The following is a 16,486-nucleotide window of genomic DNA, read 5'->3' as shown; positions in this document are numbered from 1 at the left end:
GCTGCACGCGGTTCACGCCGAGATCGAACGAATACTACGAAGGGCGCTGAAGAAGGCATTGGGCGGGCTGACACCAGCCCCTACGCGAAGCAGCTAAAGTACTCGGGACCCTGCTACTCAAAGCGGGAAGCGGCGTTGCCCGCACGCTAACCCCAAGTAGCCAAATACGGCTCTAGAGATCCTTTGTTCCACTCCATGTGTTCTAACGTCGCCTTGTACACTTATGGCATCCGTCAGCCCCCGCGTAATCGCCATGATGTCTAACGCGGCAGATTCGGCGTCCTCAACTTGTGCGCATGTCACCCGTTTCACCACTGGGGCTATTGCGGAACGGGCGAGTTCTGCGAAGCGTGACTCATGGGCGGAGCCCAAAAGGCGAACCTCTTCGGCATCCAGGAGACGGGCGAGTATAGGGCGCTCGAATTGGTGTGCCACCGCAAGTCGAATCATGACGCTAAGTGCTAACCGTGCGTCGGATTCGCCAGCAGCGGATCGCACGCGACCAATGAGAATGGTTGTCTCGCGCTCAATCAGGGCGTTCGTGATCGAATCCTTGTTCGGAAAGTACTGGTACAGCGAGCCGACGCTCACTCCTGCGCGCTCCGCGATGACATTGGTGGTGTAGCCCTCCGCGCCACGCGTCTCAAGAATGCGAGCGGCTGCTTCAACAATTGCATCAACCGTCATGATTGATCGCTCTTGAGAAGCCTTTTTTCTTGGGCTTAACGTTGACTGGCGGGCCTTCACGATGATTGGAAAATGCGAGTAGGAAGGGAGAAACCTACCGTCTATCGTAGTGCCAAGTGGTACTGGGAAGGATACAAAAAGGTGATTGACATTGACTTGGAGGCTTGTGGCAACCTGCTGCGTGCCACAACTGACAAGGTTGCATCGATTTCTGAACGGCCTCCACCCTGCGAAGATTTGAGTGCGGTCATTGCTTGGGTGCGTGGGATAGGCCATTTCGGCGCCGACGAGTTACGAGCGGCGTTATACGACCTTTACCCACCCATCAAGTGGGGAGGAGAGGAGCCACAGCTTGAGTCTAAGGACTCGACTTGCTGGATCCACGACCCCATTGACGGTGCATACCACTACATTCAGAACTTGCCGTTGTGGTCAAGCTCGCTGGCACTCGTGACGGGCGGGAAGGTTCGTGCTGCCTTTGTCTACGAACCAGCCTTGGGTGAGATGTTTGTCGCGGCGGCGGGGTACGGGGCGACCTTGAACGGGCATAGATTGACGTCAAGCATGAAGACTGAAATCAAAACGTCCGTAATGTCGACCGCGATCCCTCCACTTGCTCAGGTGGGGGGGCAATCGCATCGTCATTCGCTTAACCTTCTGAGAGCGGTTTCATCCAAGGCCTTTGTGGTCCGTCAGATGGGCTCTGCATCTCTGCAGTTGGCTTATGTCGCCTCGGGTCGACTGGACGGTTACTGGGAGGTTGGTCAGGATGTAGGGGATTGGCTCGCTGGGAGTCTCCTCGTCGAGGAGGCGGGAGGGATCGTCAGCGACATGGTGGGACAGCCTCTTGGCTGGACTCCTGGTGGCATTGTGGCGGCGCCTAGCAGCCTACACCGTCAACTCGTGCGAATACTTGCAAAGTCCAAAGCATAGCCGGGGTTCTCCCCGCTGCGCACATCGAAAAGATTGATCACCCGGACCAGTTGGCCGTGATCAGTGTGCCGGCATTTCGATCAGCACGCGCCACAGGCAGAAATCGGTGCCAGAAGCGATCACTGAAGAGTCTAGCCTGCCCCCTGTTTCCCGCATGTCACCGGTTTCTTTCAAGGGCTCTATCGTCGAGCCGGCGGTCTCGCATAGCTTTGCAAGCCATCGGAACGCGAGGTTCTTCCGATGTAGCCCAGCTCTCGACGTGCGGCAGCGTCGTTGACGGTAAAGGCGCGCCCGATCATGCGGATCATTGAGCGCGAAATGGGTGGATCCCCGCTTTTTCGCGTGATGGCCCAGAAAGTATCGAGCAGCCGGCCAATGGATGAAGCGAGCCAATAGGGCATCGAACGCAGCTTGTCGATGGACAAATTTTGCAGGCTCGCAAGTGACGCCACGAATTCCCGGAAGGTCTGATCTTCCCGATCCTTGATGAAGTAGGCGCGACCGCCTTCCCCGCATTCAAGAGCGCATCGAATGGCTTCGATCACATTGTCCACATGGCAAGTGGCAAAGGCGTAGTCACCGCGGTCGATGAAGGCGAACTGCCCGGACCTGATCGCTTCAGGAAGCGCCTTGCTGAACGGATCGCCAGGCCCCCAGATGGCCGGTGGGCGAAGCGCGATCGTACGGAAGCCGGGTCTGTTGGCTGCTAGGACCAACTGCTCGGCCTGGGCCTTGCTCGCAATGTAGGCGGAGACGTGGTTAGGGAACGTCGGCGCGCGCTCATCCGCGTCGCGAATTGCCGTGCCGCCGTCATCCATGATGATTCCCGCTGCACTGATATAGACGAATATCTTCGCACCGGCGGATTCGGATGCCTCGAGCAGAGCGGCGGTGCCATCGGCATTGGTGCGGAAGAAAGGTTCTCGAGGTCCTGAAAAGCGGAATATGGCGGCTGCATGCACGACGGCGTCGACTGCGGGCAGTGACAGAGGCGTGCTGCTATTTAGATCGGCGCCGAGTGGCATGGCTCCCATGGTCTTCAGCCTGGCGTAGGAGGCTTCAGAGCGTGTGAGGGCGAAAACCTGATGGTCTGCTTCCACGAGCTTAGGGATTAGATGGCCGCCGAGCATCCCGGTGCCCCCCGTAACGAGAATTTTCATGGTGACAGGCCGTCTTTTTCAGAATTCAGGATGAACCGCAGGGCATCCTCGCGGATGCGTTCAAGAATTGCGGGAGTTGGGGCCTTCACTTTCCGCAGCCGTGCCGTGACGTGAAGTTGGGATGCGGCATTGGCAGACGCCCACATGAGATCCGCCGCATCCTGGATGGTTGGTCCGAGTCGCCCCCCTGCGGCAACAGCCTCTAGGCGTGCGATCAGAAGCGCGAAGGCCTGCTCGGCAGCGGTGATGTCAGCGCCGTCCAGAACGCGGCTCATCATCACCGCATAGAGCCTTGGGCGAGCCGCAGCGAAGCGTACGTAATCGTCCCAGCCCTCGCGCAGCGCCATCACCGGATCAGTGGATTGGGCCACTGTCCGCTTGCTTTCGAGAAATTGTGCGAAGGCTTCCGCAATGGCGGCGCTCAGAAGTCCATCTGCATTGCCGTAGTGGTGATAGAGCGTAGGTGCGGTCACGTTTGCGATCGCGCAGATCTTTCGCGTCGTGAACTGTGCCTCGCCTTCTTCTTCCAGAAGCTTAAGGGCAGCATGGAGCAGGATGTCGCGCGTATTCATGCGGCCAATATAGCGACGCTATATTGGCTTGTCTATAGCGACGCTAAATTGTTTGATGCAAAGCTCTGATCCCTTTGGGGCGAGAGTTGCTAACAGGAGTAGCGGACAGCCTGCGGCCAGGCGTGATTGCTAATCGGGAAGCTGACTCATGAGCTAGCGCGGCTGCTCCGCATCCGGTTTGCCGCCCGCTCCGAGCGGATGGATGCGGTTCAGCGGGGACTGTTCACTAAGTCATCAGTGGTGACTGATAACCCTTTCTTCGGGAGAAAGCCCCGTCTCACTGATTCGGGGTTGTACGGTGTAGGTGTGCATGACACTTTGAGTCATGTGCAAAGCGTCTCCTGCGCAGGGTTCCCAATCATGTCTGCTTTGAGTTGGCTTCAGTCCGTTAGCGCGAGCCCTCCGCTGATCATAGCGGTCGGCGGTATGATCAGCGCTGATCGGTTGCGTGATGCGTTTTGATCGGTGCGCGCCCCCGGCGAGGTGATCGGTCGCAGCGAGATGTATTCCTCTTCGGCGGCGTGTGAGAGGGGTATTGCCTCCGTCAAGGAGAATGGACCGACGGCCGATATCAAGGACGAGACTTGACCAGGTTGTAGAGCCCGTCGTGATCGAATGTCTCCGAAGGCCGGCATCCGTCGGCCTTCGGCAGTCTGAAGGCATCCAAGATACCATCGCGGCGGTGCTGCGTTTGTTCTTACTTCTTCGTGCCAGCCCTTTTGGCAGGGGCCCTTCTGGCCACCTTCTTCACGGCCTTCTTGGCAGGTAAGGCCTTGGCCGCGGAGATAGTAATGAGCAGGCTGTCCGCAGTCACGCCCTTCTTCCTCAAGGCAGCGACAAACCATGCTGGACGCTTGCCACGGCCTGACCAGGTTTGAGTGGCATTCTCCGGGTTGCGATACTTCGGCGCGGCGGCAGCCTTCGGACCTTTGTTACTCTTACCGCCGCGCCGCGGGTAGACCTGATCCAGGGTCAGGTCAGCGTTCTTGAGGAGCGCATCCACCTTTGCGCGGACAGCACTGACGTGCTGTGCATGCGCCGCCTCCATCTGTGCATTGGCGCTGGCGATGAGCGCTTGGAGTTCTTTCGGAGATAGGTTCTTCAGGTCAATGGTCATTGACAGCCTCTGATTGATTAGCTGGGTTTTTAGGATTTTTCGTCGAAGACGGCATCTTTGCCATTCATGCGAGTATCAACATGTTACGCGACGACGGGGCGTTCTGATGACTAGAGCTATCGAATTCAATTCATTGGGACTGTGGCGGGCTTAACAGGCTGTTGAGAAACGCCCCGCAGCCGCGACAATGATAGCCCTCATCAATGATCGGGTTGTCACGGTGCGCGGAGCAGATATCCAGCAGTTGGGCATGTTCTCGTATGTATCGGTGGACGAGCGCGTGCCAGGCGATCATCCGATCCGCAAGCTACGCATGCTGGTCGACACGATCCTGAAGGAGCTCGACGAACTCCTGGCGTCGAGCTATGCACCGGGTGGCCGCCTCTCGATTCCGCCGGAACGGCTACTGCGGGCCTCGCTGCTGCAGGTGGTCTACAGCGTGCGCAGCGAGCGGCTGCTGATGGAGCAGTTGAACTACAACCTGCTGTTTCGCTGGTTCGTGGGCCTGAATATCGACGACCCGGTGTGGGACCACTCCACGTTCTCGTTCAACCGCGACCGCTTGTTCGACGCCGAGATCGCTCAGCGGTTCTTCGCGCACACGGTCCTACTGGCCCGGCTGGGCGAACTGGTCAGTGACGAGCACTTCTCGGTGGATGGCACGCTGCTGGAAGCCTGGGCCTCGCACCGCAGCTTCCGTCCCAAGGACGGTTCGGACGATGGGGATGGCAGCGACTTCCGTGGTCAGAAGCGCAGCAACGACACGCATGCCTCCACCACCGACCCGGACGCGCGGCTGGCCCGCAAAGGTCAAGGTCAACAGGCGCGTCTGGCCTATCTGGCCAATGCCTTGATGGAAAACCGCCACGGCTTGCTGGTGGGTGTGGACGTTCGTCACGCCACGGGCACGGGGGAACGCGATGGCGCCTTGGCCCTGGTCGATGCGCACCTGCATCGTGGCGCGACGCTGGGTGCCGACAAGGGTTACGACGTGCGCGACTTCGTCGGCCAGCTGAAGCAGCGCGGTATCAAGGCGCACATCGCCCGCAACACCGCCAACGGTCGGCGCAGCGCCTTTGACGGGCGCACGGCGCGTGGCAAGGGCTACGCCATCAGCCTGCAGGTGCGCAAACGCATCGAACAGGGCTTTGGCTGGGTCAAGACCGTCGGCGATCTACGCAAGCTGCCCCTGGTCGGTTTGGCGAAGGTCAGCGCCTGGGTGCATTGGAATTTTGCGGCCTACAACCTGATCTGGCTCGGCGGTATTGGTGAGTGGTGGAATCCCTCGCCCACGTGAGGGGACGTGCGTCCAGCGACGGCAACGCCATGGCATGGCGGTCGTTTCATGATTCATTGAACCTATCGTGCGGCCTCTGAATGGGCGCTTCTCAACAGCCTGTTAAGGCGCTGTTCGAAGGAGTACTCGGTTCCTACCTGCGGTGATGCGAGGAAGCCGGTGGAGGTGAGTCTGACGAAGTGATTGCAGACACGGGGACTGTGCTCGCGTGACGCTGTGCCCAAGGCGCGCAGAATCACGGCCCGCATCCGACCAGATGCATTTTCAATGAGTTTGCCTTCTGGGTTCTTTGCCACGGTCTGCGGTGAGTGAGTGAAGCCTGTGGCCGCCATCCTGTGGGCGTCGTGCTGTCCCATCAACAGTGTGGGCAGCACAACCATGCCATATATTGATCCCAAGCCAAACATTAGCTCAAAGGTAGTAAGAATCACCATGGCAAGAAAGAGTGTTGGTTTGATGGATGGGCGAAACCACCGGCGGATGGCTCTCCGACGTCGGCGAATAGGCTTATTCAGCCGCTTTCGTCGACTGGTGTAAGCAAGCCGTCTATGGACACGATGAAGCGCGCGGCAATAGCGGCAAGGATACCAATTGCCTCCAACCAATAGTGCGCGATTACGTGGCAAATGGTGTCCATTACGGTCGATAGTACCTCTCCCCATCCGATGGCGCCTTCAACCAGAACTCCCTGCGGATCCAGGGGAAACATGTTCGGGTCAAGACGAAGTGCTGCGTACCAGCCATCGTGGTATGCCCGCCCACCCAAATAAGCGAATGGTGTCATCACCACGATGAAGAGCGACGATATGGTGAGGATGCTCGTCACTTTCTGGGTAAAGGAAGGTGCGGGTGGATGTGGTTGTCGTTCTTGTGGAAGTGATTGAGGTGCGTGCACGCAGAGCTCCTTGGAGCGATATTGCATGGCATGGACTGGTTGGAGGGTAATCCGTGTTGAGTGAATCACGCGAGTGCTTCCCGCCGAGTGCCTACGATCATGTAGTAAAAAATCTCGATACGGTGCAGCCGTATGAGGTGGAATGCATTCAGTGTGATTGGGCGTCAGTGACTGAGCATCAGAGATAGGATAAGAAAGAATTGGTATCGAAAGCGTAGAGCCCATTGGGTGTGTGGGTGCGCGCGCACATACCGTTTCTCGCCAAAGCCTGCTTAGACGTGGTGAATTCCCCTCATGTGCAACCGACGAAGTCAACTTCGTCGGTTTTTTTTGGATGACAGAGAAAGGGTAATTGCATGGCAAGTTTCCATCACCAGCTGAAGGCTGGCGGAGTTGGGGTAGCGGCGAGTCACATGGCTTACATCACGGGCCAGGGGCGACATCGTGGGCGGGAGGATGTCATTGCAACGGGCTACGGGAATATGCCTGATTGGGCTGTGAATAACCCAATTTTCTTCTGGAAGATGGCGGACATGCATGAGCGCGCGAATGGTGCGACATATCGTGAACATGAGATCGCGCTTCCATCAGAGTTGACCCAAGATCAGCAAATTGCTTTAGCCTTGAGGCATGTTGCCGACATTGCTGGCAATAGGCCCTACCAGTACGCCGTACATGCCAAGTGCTCCTCGCTGGAAGGGTGGCTCAATACGCACCTTCATCTCATGGTCTCTGACCGAATGCCGGACGGCATAGAGCGCCCCCCTGAGCAAATGTTCAGGCGCTACAACTCGAAGTGTCCTGAACGCGGAGGTTGCCGCAAAGCAAGCGGTGGCATGAACTTGATGGAGTTGCGAGACTCCGTCCTTAGATTGAAGAAGCAAACTGCCGTGGCCCAGAATGAGGCGCTGATTCGTTATGGACACGAAGCGCGCGTAGACCACCGATCCTTGAGGGAGCAAGGCTTGAGCCGGAAACCGGAACGTCATCTGGGTCCCGGCCGTATCCGGCGAATGTCGGCCCTGGAGAAGAAAGCCTACCTTCGCGCAAGATATCGAGATGACCCTGGTATCGACTGAAAGCTGTCATGCCGTAAGTGAACAAGCAAACAGGGAGCGCAGGGCAATTGAGAGGCTCTTCTGGGCTCATGTACCAAGCGTGGCATCACGAATGCCGATGCCTTGATGCGAAAGTGGGTAGGCGCTTATGGGCATGGATGGGGCGCATTCGGGCTACTGGTTGGCGACTCCGTGAAACCATTCGCTACTACACCTACTACGTAGTAGGTGTAGTAGTTTTTTCAGGCCTAGGAGTGGATGCGGTGCGAGGAGGGTGCTTGCGAGCCTGCGTTTGGATGTCGAGTCGAATACGATGAAGCTAGACCTCTGGTGCCCGTGAACCTCTGGTGCCCGTGAATAGAGATTTGTGTATTCGTCGGCATACCCACGATTTGCCGTAATCAGTGCGATGAAAGTTGTGTGTAGTATGTAGTGAGCACGTTGCAAATCACGGCGAACCGGTCGGTTCGCCGTGATTTGGTTTGGGCCTACAGATTGAAGTCGGATACGACTCGCTGCCGAGAGAACTTTTGATAGTTCAGCTCGATGCACTGTGCACCCGACGATGAGGCGCCGGGCCATGCCATGTCTTCCCTGTATAGAATCGTAAGCATGGAAGCGAGCGTATCCTTGTCCACGTTATGATTTTGGAGAATCCATCGCACAGAGATGAGATGCCCTTCAAACGGGCTCACGCACCTTTCGTGCCTCCTTTTCTGGATACAATCGGCGTAGAGAAAATCGATCAGCTTCTCAAGGCGACGCTTCGTAGGTTCAATGACAAGAATCTGCTTGGCTTGCTCCATATACCAATCTGCGACGATACGCGCCCGGCGAAGAGTGTCTATCGAGATAAGGTTACCATCTTGCCCGCCGAAGAAGTGAAAGATAGCTGCGATACGAGCAACGTTGGAAGGATATTTCTTCGCGGATTTTTCGATTTGTCTCCAGTCATTCGTGGAATTTACACGGTGACGACAATCATCTAAGAGCCCCATGAAAGCCAGTTTGGCTTCGTCAGTGAATTCCAGAGTGATGGGCTCAAGTTCGCCACTCGCAGTGAGTTGCTGGACTCGAGAAAGTAGTTCCGTGACGCGTTGATTGAATGCATCCGAGCAAGGCGATTCAGGCTCCATGATGGGCTGAATGCGGGCGTTACCAGAAGTCTTGGCCATAAGGCAGCGAGGAATGAGACCGTCATCCATGGCAAATCGCCCCTTGTTCTTGATAAAGAGGTCAAACTCACCACATGACGTGGAAGCGAAAATGGTCAGGAGTGCATTCTCTACCAGGGCGTTTTGGCGCAGTCTCTGGTACAACACAGTCCGACCTTCCAAGATCTCGTTGATGATCGCCATGTCCTCCTTGGTTATTTTGCCGAAGAGTCCTTGGCTCCCATCGGTAGCCCAAAGTGCAGGTACATGGATGCCTTCAAGATCCTTAACCAGCCTTGTAACTGTGATATTGCCCTTGATGTAGAGGCGTGGTTCAGCTGCCTTGACTCTGCCGCTGATGTGACGGCCAAGTGCGTCCTCGGCCTCTGCAATATCCTTGGCGGATGGGTTCTTGTCAGGATCGTATAGTTTGGTGAGCTTGCCAGAGAGGGCCTTATGTTTGGCGCGATAGAGCGCGGACTGGGTCTCCCGGGTGGTTTCGCTCTTCGCGTATTGGTGGGCTTGATCGAGGCTGTATTCGCGGATGGAGCGGAAGGCATGGTTTGCGGCACGATTATCACCCATGACGGAGTCCACCCCCACGATGGTTGCGAGAGCTGTGATCTGTGGGGTGTCTTCATTGGGAAGTTGGACGCGGATCCACGGCTGGCATGCAGCGGACATGGCTGCCAAAGTGACACCGATGTTGACCGCGATTGGGGTCTGGAGATTCTGTATCAGCTCCTCGATCATCTTGGACGCGACCTTTGGGAATGCGTGCATAGGGCCGCAGACGTGATAATGGAGGGCGCCCAAAGGGCGCCCTCCGGTCTGCAGGTAGTTGGTACTTGACTCGGTTTGCGCCACGCGCTTCACCGTGTCGGTGGGGAGATCCGCCTGCATCATGCTTCTCCCCTTTTGGCGCGGTCGTCGTGATCAGACGAGGTGACGCTCGTACTCCCTCGGTCCTTTTGCTTAGTGATCGATTGGCCGCATGTCACGCAGCAGAAGCGTTCGCCGCGTTCATTGCGTGCGTTCAGTTCCGCATTGAACAGCCTGTCGAACTTTTTCGGATGCAAGGTGACGCCCTTATCGCTCAGCAGCGCGAGAATCCGTTGCTTGGAGTTGCCGCGATCCATTGCCTGCTTGAGTGCAGGAAAGGTAGCCGCGATAAGCATGGCTGCTTGCGAGTCAGCGTCAGGCTCTAGCGTATCGAGTGCCGCTATGATGTCCTCTGCCGTGGCCGCAGGCTTTTCCTCTGCGTAGCGGTGTTGGGTCAGCTCGTTGACGGGATCCATCACCGCACCTCCCGCGAGAGCTGGAGCGAACCATCGGAAGAGGCGAGCCGCTCGTGACGGCCCCGAGTGAAGATTTCGATCGCCCATTCATCCACTTGAGTTGCTTGCCAGAGCCGCTCGCCGACTTCGTTGAATGGCAAAGGGAGTTGCACCCACGGGAAGGGCGTCGGCTTGTTGGCATTGATGTGCTTCCCGGCCGAGTCCAGCAACGGGACGATATTGTTAGCGTACAGCCATGACCTTGAGCGGTTCATGCGCTCGGAGATGTCACCCAAAGTCAAGACATCGAGTGTGTACCGGCCTCGTGGGGCCGCTGGGGTGGGGGAATTGATAGTGTTGTGCGCCTTCTTGAAAGCGCAGCCACGCCGAATGTTGCGACTATCGATTCGTGCTGCCCCATTGGGGCGGTCGTTCAACATCATGTAAATCTCCTAGAGAAGACAAAAGAAGGCCTATGCCTGCCCGAGGGCGGCCGAGGGCGGTGCGCGCGTGCGCTATGTCTTTTGAGTGGAGTAATGCAGCGGAGCTGCAGTGGCGGCTTACGCCGCTATAACGGAGACATGAAGTGAACAACACCGGCGAGCCGGCGGTACATGCAATGGGGGGTGCTGCCTCGACAATCAACAGGGAGGGGGTTCGATGTAGGCGGGTGTTCAGCTACTGTTCATTCTGTTTCGTGGTCGGAGGTGTGGGTTACTTGGTCGTCGCCTGCATCTTGTACGTGTTCTATTCGATGCGGTACGAACAGCGGCAACCTGTCACGCTTAGCCAAGGGCCAGCAGGTTGCGCTGCTTTTAGTTAAGAAGCAAAATTTCACCAGCGACGATAACTAGGAATTATCAGCAATGGGTGAGCTTCACGTATATGTTGATGATCAGGGGCTTACCAGCATTGCGGGTGGATTGATACGGGATATTCCTCGAGTCGGCAATGATGTCAGACGTCTGCGACTGACTGGCACGTTCGCGCCCTGGCAGCAGTTTTCGGGCAACTTCGCCGAGAGCCGAATTCATGACGCAGAGTTCCGAAACATCGACTTAGACCGGTGCGATTGGAAAGACTGCCGGGTAACCGATGTCGTGTTTGATAACTGCGATCTAGGACACGCATCTTTTATCACTAACTCGTTTGAGCGCTGTGAATTTATCGAGTGCCGTTTCCCAGACACGGGCATTAGTGACTGCGTGTTCAAAGAATGCGTCTTCGACCGGTGCGATCTAAAACATATCATTATAAAAAGCAGCCATTTGGAGAAATCTTCGTTCTTCAGCTGCGAGACATCCAATCGCGTCATCGAAAGCAGCCTCCTAATTGATACGGCTTGGGCGTCGATGGACATCGACGCCCGGCTAATTTTTGGAAACTTCGGACTTCTCAAGAGTGAGTTCCAACACTGCAGCCTGGTGACACGCACGTCGATGGGCGAGGATGTTAAATGCGAGTGGTCAGCGCTTGGCGAAATCGCTTCAGAGAGCGAACTAAGCCCGGTTGAGTACTTGCGATATCGAAACTTTGAGACGGAGAATCTCGAGGCGGACGAGGGGGCATTTGAATCTGCGCTGGATCTTCGAAACTGGAAGAGCGATGTCGCCGTACAGGCCAGCTTTGGTGCACAACTTTCTTCTTTTGCTCAGTTCCTCGTCGCGCTCTTTGAGCGAGACCGTCTGCCGGTCTACCCATTGCTCATTCTTCACTCTCGGAACTTTGAGATTCTGAAATTTCTCGAGCAAAGGCCAGAAGCGGCTGGGCTCTATCAAGAGGTCGCAGGAATACATTGGGTTCTTGCCAGGCATGCTACAGCGTTCTTGGAGGCTGTGGAGAACTGGTCTGCCGCCTTCGCAGAAACCAAGATTCTTCATGTCGCCGCTGTAGGCCCCCTTGATGAAGACTACTTCCGAAATTGGTTTGCTGAAGTCGGCATCAATGGCATCGAAGTAGAATCGGTTCGGCCAAGAAATTCACCGATAGATCTAGCACTTGGCTTTGTGAATCACAAGGCGCTGGTCGGCTTTGTGGCGGCCTTCCTATCTACAAGATTCAAGGTGAGCCTGTCGAAAACGCCCCGTCTTGGCGAGGAAGGTGGCGCGAAGGTCAAAGTAAGCAATGACGTGTTCGCCATATCAATGGGTCTCATGCCCTCGAAGAGTGGGGAGTATCAGTTAAGCGTAAAAACGCTTCTGCCCAACTCTTTTCTTTTGGGCCTTCAGTTGAGTATGAGTGTCGCATTTTTTCAAAAAGTCCGAAGGGTACTGGTTGACCTTCTTTCTAGCGAGCAAGACGCTCAGAAAGGTATTCATAAGCACTAACCAAGGTCACGGCAGATCGAGAAACATTCTCCTCAGACGTAAAGTAATTCAGGCGGATGGCCTCCCACGCGTCGTCGTGAGGGAAGCCTATGCTTGCCCGCATGACAACTGGCATGCGTTGCTTTCTACAGTAGTACAGAAAGGCTCGACGCTTTGACGCGTAGTCACCAGGAAGTCCCCGAAAGTCCAACACCACTGAACCAATGTAGCCATTGATTAGAAGCGTGGGCTTTGCCCAGGTGCCGAGAGTAGTGAGCTCGACCTCCTTCCGCAGACGGCTTGCTTGCCTGTTTGCAGTTTCAAGCAGCGACGGCAAGAGCTGCGGCGAGTCTGCGAAGATCACAAAATTTCTCAGGCTAAAGCGGTCCAAAGATGCGCCACATGGCTCCAGCATCAGCTCCATATCGGCTCGCCAGTCATGCGGGTGAAGAATGGTAGCTAGGCGCATGCCGTTCATACCGATGCCTTTCATCAGTCCACGAGTACGAAGAATGGTGCAAGATGTTGGCCCAATTGCGGATAAGACACTGGGGAACATCTGTTCTGCGGCTTCATCGAAGACGAGGACATCGTCAGGCGACAACTGCGACGCCAGTTCACGAAGTGCGTACAAGTCTTGATTGGTTCCAAGTCCGAAGCGGGGCTGGGTGAGCCACAACACTTTGCGCGTACCCGGAAAGGATTCGATGAACGATCTCCCTGGAATCTCGAAGTCGTCCGCGAGTGTGCCTGAGACCCTTCGGACCTCAAAGCCCAGCATCTCTGCTTGAATGGGGGTCGCAAAATAGGCCGGGCTTTCGAAGCAGATGTGCCGATATCCACGGACTTTGAGTGCACTCAAAACGACGAGGTTTGCCGTGGAAACGGATGGGCAAATAGTTAACTCCCCCCAGGCCATTGTTCGCGCCTCCCAACGCCCCAGAACGCTCAGGATGGCTTCTTTGAACTCACCTAGAGCAAAACCTTCGTCTAAAGCGTACTGCAAGCCATCTGCGAAATTGGCTTGTTGAAGTGGGAATGTCTCAGCGGCAACGCTTTTTGGATTATGCCAGCCGGCCGGTAGCGATGACCAAGTCTTGGTTCGCAGTATGTCATTGAAGAATTCAGCATTGACGTCTTCGTAGTCATCTTTAGCGTAGCGCGGGGTAGCGCTCAACTCAAAATCGCATGCGTTCAATGCACTTCACCCATTGCTGATAATTCCTAGTTATCAGCGCTCAGTTCAGGTACTTTGCCAAATCCGCTTGTAGGAGGGCTTTGCGAAGCGTCATGTCGGCTACATGGGTATAGATCTCGGTGGTAGATATGCTCTGGTGTCCAAGTAAGCGCTGGACGATGCGGACGTCGACGCCCTCCTCAAGGAGCAATGTGGCCGCTGTGTGTCGGAGCATATGGGGGGTAACGTGGCGTTTGACTTTTGACGCATCGCATGTCTTGCGCACGCGGGCCCGGAAGGCTGCCGGTGTAAGTGGGGTTCCCCGCTGGTTGACGAACAGGTGCCCGTCGATGCCGGATGCTTTTAGGCGTTCGGTGGCATGTGTTTTTAGTTTCTTAAGGAGATCTGTGTTCGTTACAAAGACTGTGCGCTCACGACTCCCTTTGCCATGTATCAGAACCTGGCCATCAATCGTGTCGATATCATCGAGTCTCAAGCCAACGAGTTCGGCAACCCGGATGCCAGTGGTCGCCATCAAGAGGATGCCGAGGTCTGTTGCGCCGCTGGGCGTTACCTTATTTGCGTTGGATGCCACATGCACGAGTTCCCTGAGCTCTTTTCTTGAGATGGCTCGTGGGAGTCGGCGGACTTGTTTGATGGTCAATTTGAATTGTTCGAGTGGGTTGCACGAAATGGTTTTGGTTGAAGCGAGCCACTGGAAGAATACCTTAAGGCATCCCAGGCGTCGTTTGATGGTCGCGGGACTGAGCCCCCGTCGGTTAAGACCCTGAAGGTACTGCTCTACGTCGGAATCACTGGCCTTACTGATGCTTCTTCCTTGGGGGGCGAATGAGGAGAAGTCTGCTAGATCTTGTGTGTAAGCCCTTACTGTGTGCGGGGAAAGGGCTTTGGCGTGCCTGCAGTGGGCGATAAAATCTACGACGGCGGAGTCAAGCTGCTGCATCAAAGATTTCTCTTGAGGAAGGCAGGACATCTTAGACGCCGTTGTGGCCCATGACTGATCTGATTACCGAGCTCAAGGGGCTGGCCTGTGCTGCACTCCCCATGAAGCACCTTGCGATACATTCTTATCAGCTGGGCCAGCGATGAGCAGGCTGTCAGCAGTCATGCCTTGGTTTTTCAGTGCCTCGACAAACCACGCAGGGCGGTTGTTTCGGCCTGACCAGTTCTGGGCGGCATTCTCGGGATTGCGATACTTCAGTGCTCAAGGACAAGATGATTACCCACCGGGCTTGGGCGATCCATCAACCATGCCAACAGCGGGCGCTTGTGCGCCGGGTTTACATTAATGAGATGGTCCGCCCCCTCCTCGGCGAGATAATCGCCACTCCCTTCGATGGAGGATTCGACCATGCGCCACCTCGCTGAAGCTCAGCATGTCGCTACCTACGGCATCGACATCGGCAAGAATCTCTTTCATATCTCCGGCCTGGACAAATCGGGCCATTCGGAACTGCGTACGAAGCTCAAGCGGGACACTCTGCTGCAGTTCTTCAGCAATGTACCGGTCGCAGTTATTGCCATGGAAGCCTGCCCTGGCTCGCAGTGGCTGGCGCGTAAGCTGCAGGCGTATGGACACACCGTTCGTATCATCCCCGCGCAGTTCGTCAAGCCGTACGTAAAGTTCAACAAGAATGACAGCGTCGACGCAGAAGCCATTGCCGAGGCCGCGACACGGCCAACGATGCGCTTTGTCATCGTCAAACGCGTCGAGCAGGTGGACGTGCAAGCCATGCATCGGGCACGCGACATGATGGTGTATCAGCGCACCGCGCTGATCAGCCAGATGCGCGGCTTGCTGCTTGAGTATGGGGTTGCCTTGCGTGGCGGTGCCGGCGCGTTCAAGTTGGACCTGCCACAGGTCCTTGAGGATGCCGAAAATGACGCCTTCGATGCGCCAGTTGCTGGGGATGTTACGTCAGTACCTCAACGAACTCGAAGGTCATATCCAGCAACTTTCCGATGAGGTGGCCGCGTTGGCCGATCGGAACGATATGGCACGTCGACTCATGACCATTCCTGGTATCGGTGCCCTGACGGCGACTGCGCTGCTGGCAGCCGTGGGCGATGCGCGCCAGTTCAAGCGGGGGGCGAGATTTATCGGCATGGCTCGGCCTAGTACCTGCGCAGTACTCGACAGGCGGCAAGCCGACGCTGCTCGGAGTGAGCAAACGTGGCAACAGCTACGTTCGTCGCCTACTCATCCATGGCGCCAGGTCATGCGTCATGCACATAGACCGAACCCGAAACCGCTTGGGCACGTGGCTCGACCAACTCAGCCAGCGAGCGCATTTCAACAAGGTCACAGTGGCCCTGGCCAATAAGATGGCACGTATGGCTAGGGCCGTGATTACCCGACCCGGCGGACTCTACCAGCGCCTGAGTAGCCTTGCTTCACTGCTTTTCTTCACCGCGTTTGCGAAGCCCGTAGGGAGATGACGAAACAGTCGATCGGCGTAGCGTAATCCTGGCAAAAAAGCGGGCATCGGGCCCGAACCGTTTATTAGGAATGCTGCGTGCGAATTTCATCATGGCCTGGTCGCCAAAAGCGGCTGACTCGCGAGAGGCCGGATACATTTGTGCAAACTGCCTTTCGTCAACGACCGCGGTCCTTGCAGACCGGGGCGGACCATACATTTTTTGCGATGGGATCCTTCAGCGCATGGTTCTCCATCGCCAGTTCGGCATACATCCGCTTGAGCTTGGCATGCTCGGCTTCGATGTCCCGAAGTCGTTGTATGTCCGAATCGCTTTGATTTCTCGTGGAAGTCATAGAAGTCACACGTCGGGAGCATATTTAGCGCATGAGTGATGTGTCTAGGCAACCCAGTA

General features: G+C 56.2%; 19 protein-coding genes and 1 pseudogene. 8 read left to right on the top strand and 12 right to left on the bottom strand.

Annotation, left to right across the window (positions count from 1 at the left end):
• Nucleotides 1-117: 117 nt before the first annotated feature.
• Nucleotides 118-747, bottom strand: a complete 630-nt coding sequence (locus RA164_RS13970) for a TetR/AcrR family transcriptional regulator (protein ID WP_329741446.1) — start codon at nt 745-747, stop codon at nt 118-120.
• Nucleotides 748-759: 12 nt separating this feature from the next.
• Here RA164_RS13970 and RA164_RS16635 point away from each other — a divergent pair, with 12 nt between their 5' ends.
• Nucleotides 760-1,620, top strand: a complete 861-nt coding sequence (locus tag RA164_RS16635) for an inositol monophosphatase family protein (RefSeq protein WP_412731040.1) — start codon at nt 760-762, stop codon at nt 1,618-1,620.
• A 179-nt stretch (nt 1,621-1,799) separates the two neighbouring features.
• Here the strand turns inward: RA164_RS16635 and RA164_RS13965 are convergent, their stop codons facing one another.
• Nucleotides 1,800-2,780 (bottom strand): NAD-dependent epimerase/dehydratase family protein, encoded by a 981-nt coding sequence (locus tag RA164_RS13965; RefSeq protein WP_329741445.1) that lies wholly within the window; start codon nt 2,778-2,780, stop codon nt 1,800-1,802.
• Complete coding sequence (locus tag RA164_RS13960; protein ID WP_329741444.1) at nt 2,777-3,352, bottom strand: TetR/AcrR family transcriptional regulator; 576 nt, start codon at nt 3,350-3,352, stop codon at nt 2,777-2,779. The genes RA164_RS13965 and RA164_RS13960 overlap by 4 nt, the downstream gene beginning before the upstream one ends.
• 501 nt (nt 3,353-3,853) lie before the next feature.
• Between RA164_RS13960 and RA164_RS13955 the strand changes: the two genes are divergently transcribed.
• Nucleotides 3,854-3,940, top strand: coding sequence for a YegP family protein (locus RA164_RS13955; protein ID WP_412731110.1), 87 nt, complete (start codon nt 3,854-3,856; stop codon nt 3,938-3,940).
• A gap of 109 nt (nt 3,941-4,049) precedes the next feature.
• Here the strand turns inward: RA164_RS13955 and RA164_RS13950 are convergent, their stop codons facing one another.
• The gene (locus tag RA164_RS13950) at nt 4,050-4,469 is read right to left on the bottom strand and encodes an H-NS histone family protein (RefSeq protein ID WP_329741442.1); all 420 of its coding nucleotides are present in this window, start codon (nt 4,467-4,469) and stop codon (nt 4,050-4,052) included.
• Nucleotides 4,470-4,689: 220 nt separating this feature from the next.
• Here RA164_RS13950 and RA164_RS13945 point away from each other — a divergent pair, with 220 nt between their 5' ends.
• Nucleotides 4,690-5,766: an IS5 family transposase gene (locus RA164_RS13945; protein WP_412731039.1), complete on the top strand. Its 1,077-nt coding sequence runs from the start codon at nt 4,690-4,692 to the stop codon at nt 5,764-5,766.
• A gap of 511 nt (nt 5,767-6,277) precedes the next feature.
• On the opposite strand, the gene RA164_RS13940 is transcribed toward RA164_RS13945, so the two are convergent.
• On the bottom strand, nt 6,278-6,688 hold the full coding sequence (locus RA164_RS13940; protein ID WP_329741440.1) for a hypothetical protein: 411 nt from the start codon (nt 6,686-6,688) through the stop codon (nt 6,278-6,280).
• A 386-nt stretch (nt 6,689-7,074) separates the two neighbouring features.
• Between RA164_RS13940 and RA164_RS13935 the strand changes: the two genes are divergently transcribed.
• Nucleotides 7,075-7,740 carry a MobA/MobL family protein gene (locus RA164_RS13935; RefSeq protein ID WP_329741439.1) on the top strand — a complete coding sequence of 222 codons (666 nt, stop codon included), beginning with the start codon at nt 7,075-7,077 and terminating at the stop codon, nt 7,738-7,740.
• 467 nt (nt 7,741-8,207) lie between these two features.
• On the opposite strand, the gene RA164_RS13930 is transcribed toward RA164_RS13935, so the two are convergent.
• From RA164_RS13930 to RA164_RS13920, 3 genes are read right to left on the bottom strand one after another with little or no spacing between them, the layout of a single operon-like run.
• Nucleotides 8,208-9,779, bottom strand: a complete 1,572-nt coding sequence (locus tag RA164_RS13930) for a DUF3987 domain-containing protein (RefSeq protein ID WP_329741438.1) — start codon at nt 9,777-9,779, stop codon at nt 8,208-8,210.
• Nucleotides 9,776-10,171, bottom strand: coding sequence for a hypothetical protein (locus RA164_RS13925; RefSeq protein ID WP_329741437.1), 396 nt, complete (start codon nt 10,169-10,171; stop codon nt 9,776-9,778). Before RA164_RS13925 ends, RA164_RS13930 begins: the two co-directional genes overlap by 4 nt.
• A complete protein-coding gene (locus tag RA164_RS13920; RefSeq protein ID WP_329741436.1) occupies nt 10,171-10,593 on the bottom strand; it encodes a hypothetical protein in 423 nt (140 codons plus the stop codon). Before RA164_RS13920 ends, RA164_RS13925 begins: the two co-directional genes overlap by 1 nt.
• A 423-nt stretch (nt 10,594-11,016) precedes the next feature.
• Between RA164_RS13920 and RA164_RS13915 the strand changes: the two genes are divergently transcribed.
• Entirely contained in the window at nt 11,017-12,477 is a 1,461-nt protein-coding gene (locus RA164_RS13915) for a pentapeptide repeat-containing protein (RefSeq protein WP_329741435.1), read from the top strand.
• Here RA164_RS13915 and RA164_RS13910 read toward each other — a convergent pair.
• From RA164_RS13910 to RA164_RS13895, 4 genes are read right to left on the bottom strand one after another with little or no spacing between them, the layout of a single operon-like run.
• On the bottom strand, nt 12,437-13,654 hold the full coding sequence (locus RA164_RS13910) for a PLP-dependent aminotransferase family protein (RefSeq protein WP_329741434.1): 1,218 nt from the start codon (nt 13,652-13,654) through the stop codon (nt 12,437-12,439). The two genes, RA164_RS13915 and RA164_RS13910, sit on opposite strands and share 41 nt — an antisense overlap.
• A 40-nt stretch (nt 13,655-13,694) precedes the next feature.
• The gene (locus RA164_RS13905) at nt 13,695-14,627 is read right to left on the bottom strand and encodes a tyrosine-type recombinase/integrase (RefSeq protein ID WP_329741433.1); all 933 of its coding nucleotides are present in this window, start codon (nt 14,625-14,627) and stop codon (nt 13,695-13,697) included.
• A 42-nt stretch (nt 14,628-14,669) separates the two neighbouring features.
• The gene (locus tag RA164_RS13900; RefSeq protein WP_329743561.1) at nt 14,670-14,855 is read right to left on the bottom strand and encodes an H-NS family nucleoid-associated regulatory protein; all 186 of its coding nucleotides are present in this window, start codon (nt 14,853-14,855) and stop codon (nt 14,670-14,672) included.
• On the bottom strand, nt 14,852-15,007 hold the full coding sequence (locus RA164_RS13895; RefSeq protein WP_329741432.1) for a hypothetical protein: 156 nt from the start codon (nt 15,005-15,007) through the stop codon (nt 14,852-14,854). Before RA164_RS13895 ends, RA164_RS13900 begins: the two co-directional genes overlap by 4 nt.
• On the opposite strand from RA164_RS13895, the gene RA164_RS13890 reads away from it, so the two are divergent.
• The 3 genes and pseudogenes from RA164_RS13890 (at nt 15,006) to RA164_RS16565 (ending at nt 16,093) form a co-directional block, all read left to right on the top strand.
• Complete coding sequence (locus tag RA164_RS13890) at nt 15,006-15,620, top strand: IS110 family RNA-guided transposase (RefSeq protein ID WP_329741431.1); 615 nt, start codon at nt 15,006-15,008, stop codon at nt 15,618-15,620. The genes RA164_RS13895 and RA164_RS13890 overlap by 2 nt on opposite strands.
• Nucleotides 15,535-15,711: pseudogene (locus tag RA164_RS16630) on the top strand (IS110 family transposase); the annotation flags it as partial. The gene RA164_RS13890 and the pseudogene RA164_RS16630, both read left to right, overlap by 86 nt.
• A 10-nt stretch (nt 15,712-15,721) precedes the next feature.
• Complete coding sequence (locus RA164_RS16565; RefSeq protein ID WP_345786164.1) at nt 15,722-16,093, top strand: transposase; 372 nt, start codon at nt 15,722-15,724, stop codon at nt 16,091-16,093.
• Nucleotides 16,094-16,486: the final 393 nt, after the last annotated feature.

It is taken from the genome of Dyella sp. A6 (assembly GCF_036320485.1).
Lineage (GTDB): Bacteria > Pseudomonadota > Gammaproteobacteria > Xanthomonadales > Rhodanobacteraceae > Rhodanobacter_A > Rhodanobacter_A aluminiiresistens.
This window is presented reverse-complemented; position numbering and strand designations above follow the sequence as displayed.

Excerpts from the sequence above, each read along its gene's own strand:
- RA164_RS16635 (WP_412731040.1), top strand. The coding sequence starts at position 760 with ATGCGAGTAGGAAGGGAGAAACCTACCGTCTATCGTAGTGCCAAGTGG.
- RA164_RS13965 (WP_329741445.1), bottom strand. The coding sequence starts at position 2,780 with ATGAAAATTCTCGTTACGGGGGGCACCGGGATGCTCGGCGGCCATCTA.
- RA164_RS13960 (WP_329741444.1), bottom strand. The coding sequence starts at position 3,352 with ATGAATACGCGCGACATCCTGCTCCATGCTGCCCTTAAGCTTCTGGAA.
- RA164_RS13955 (WP_412731110.1), top strand. The coding sequence starts at position 3,854 with ATGTATTCCTCTTCGGCGGCGTGTGAGAGGGGTATTGCCTCCGTCAAG.
- RA164_RS13950 (WP_329741442.1), bottom strand. The coding sequence starts at position 4,469 with ATGACCATTGACCTGAAGAACCTATCTCCGAAAGAACTCCAAGCGCTC.
- RA164_RS13940 (WP_329741440.1), bottom strand. The coding sequence starts at position 6,688 with ATGCAATATCGCTCCAAGGAGCTCTGCGTGCACGCACCTCAATCACTT.
- RA164_RS13935 (WP_329741439.1), top strand. The coding sequence starts at position 7,075 with ATGGCTTACATCACGGGCCAGGGGCGACATCGTGGGCGGGAGGATGTC.
- RA164_RS13930 (WP_329741438.1), bottom strand. The coding sequence starts at position 9,779 with ATGATGCAGGCGGATCTCCCCACCGACACGGTGAAGCGCGTGGCGCAA.
- RA164_RS13925 (WP_329741437.1), bottom strand. The coding sequence starts at position 10,171 with ATGGATCCCGTCAACGAGCTGACCCAACACCGCTACGCAGAGGAAAAG.
- RA164_RS13920 (WP_329741436.1), bottom strand. The coding sequence starts at position 10,593 with ATGATGTTGAACGACCGCCCCAATGGGGCAGCACGAATCGATAGTCGC.
- RA164_RS13915 (WP_329741435.1), top strand. The coding sequence starts at position 11,017 with ATGGGTGAGCTTCACGTATATGTTGATGATCAGGGGCTTACCAGCATT.
- RA164_RS13905 (WP_329741433.1), bottom strand. The coding sequence starts at position 14,627 with ATGTCCTGCCTTCCTCAAGAGAAATCTTTGATGCAGCAGCTTGACTCC.
- RA164_RS13890 (WP_329741431.1), top strand. The coding sequence starts at position 15,006 with ATGCGCCACCTCGCTGAAGCTCAGCATGTCGCTACCTACGGCATCGAC.
- RA164_RS13895 (WP_329741432.1), bottom strand. The coding sequence starts at position 15,007 with ATGGTCGAATCCTCCATCGAAGGGAGTGGCGATTATCTCGCCGAGGAG.
- RA164_RS16565 (WP_345786164.1), top strand. The coding sequence starts at position 15,722 with ATGCGCGCCAGTTCAAGCGGGGGGCGAGATTTATCGGCATGGCTCGGC.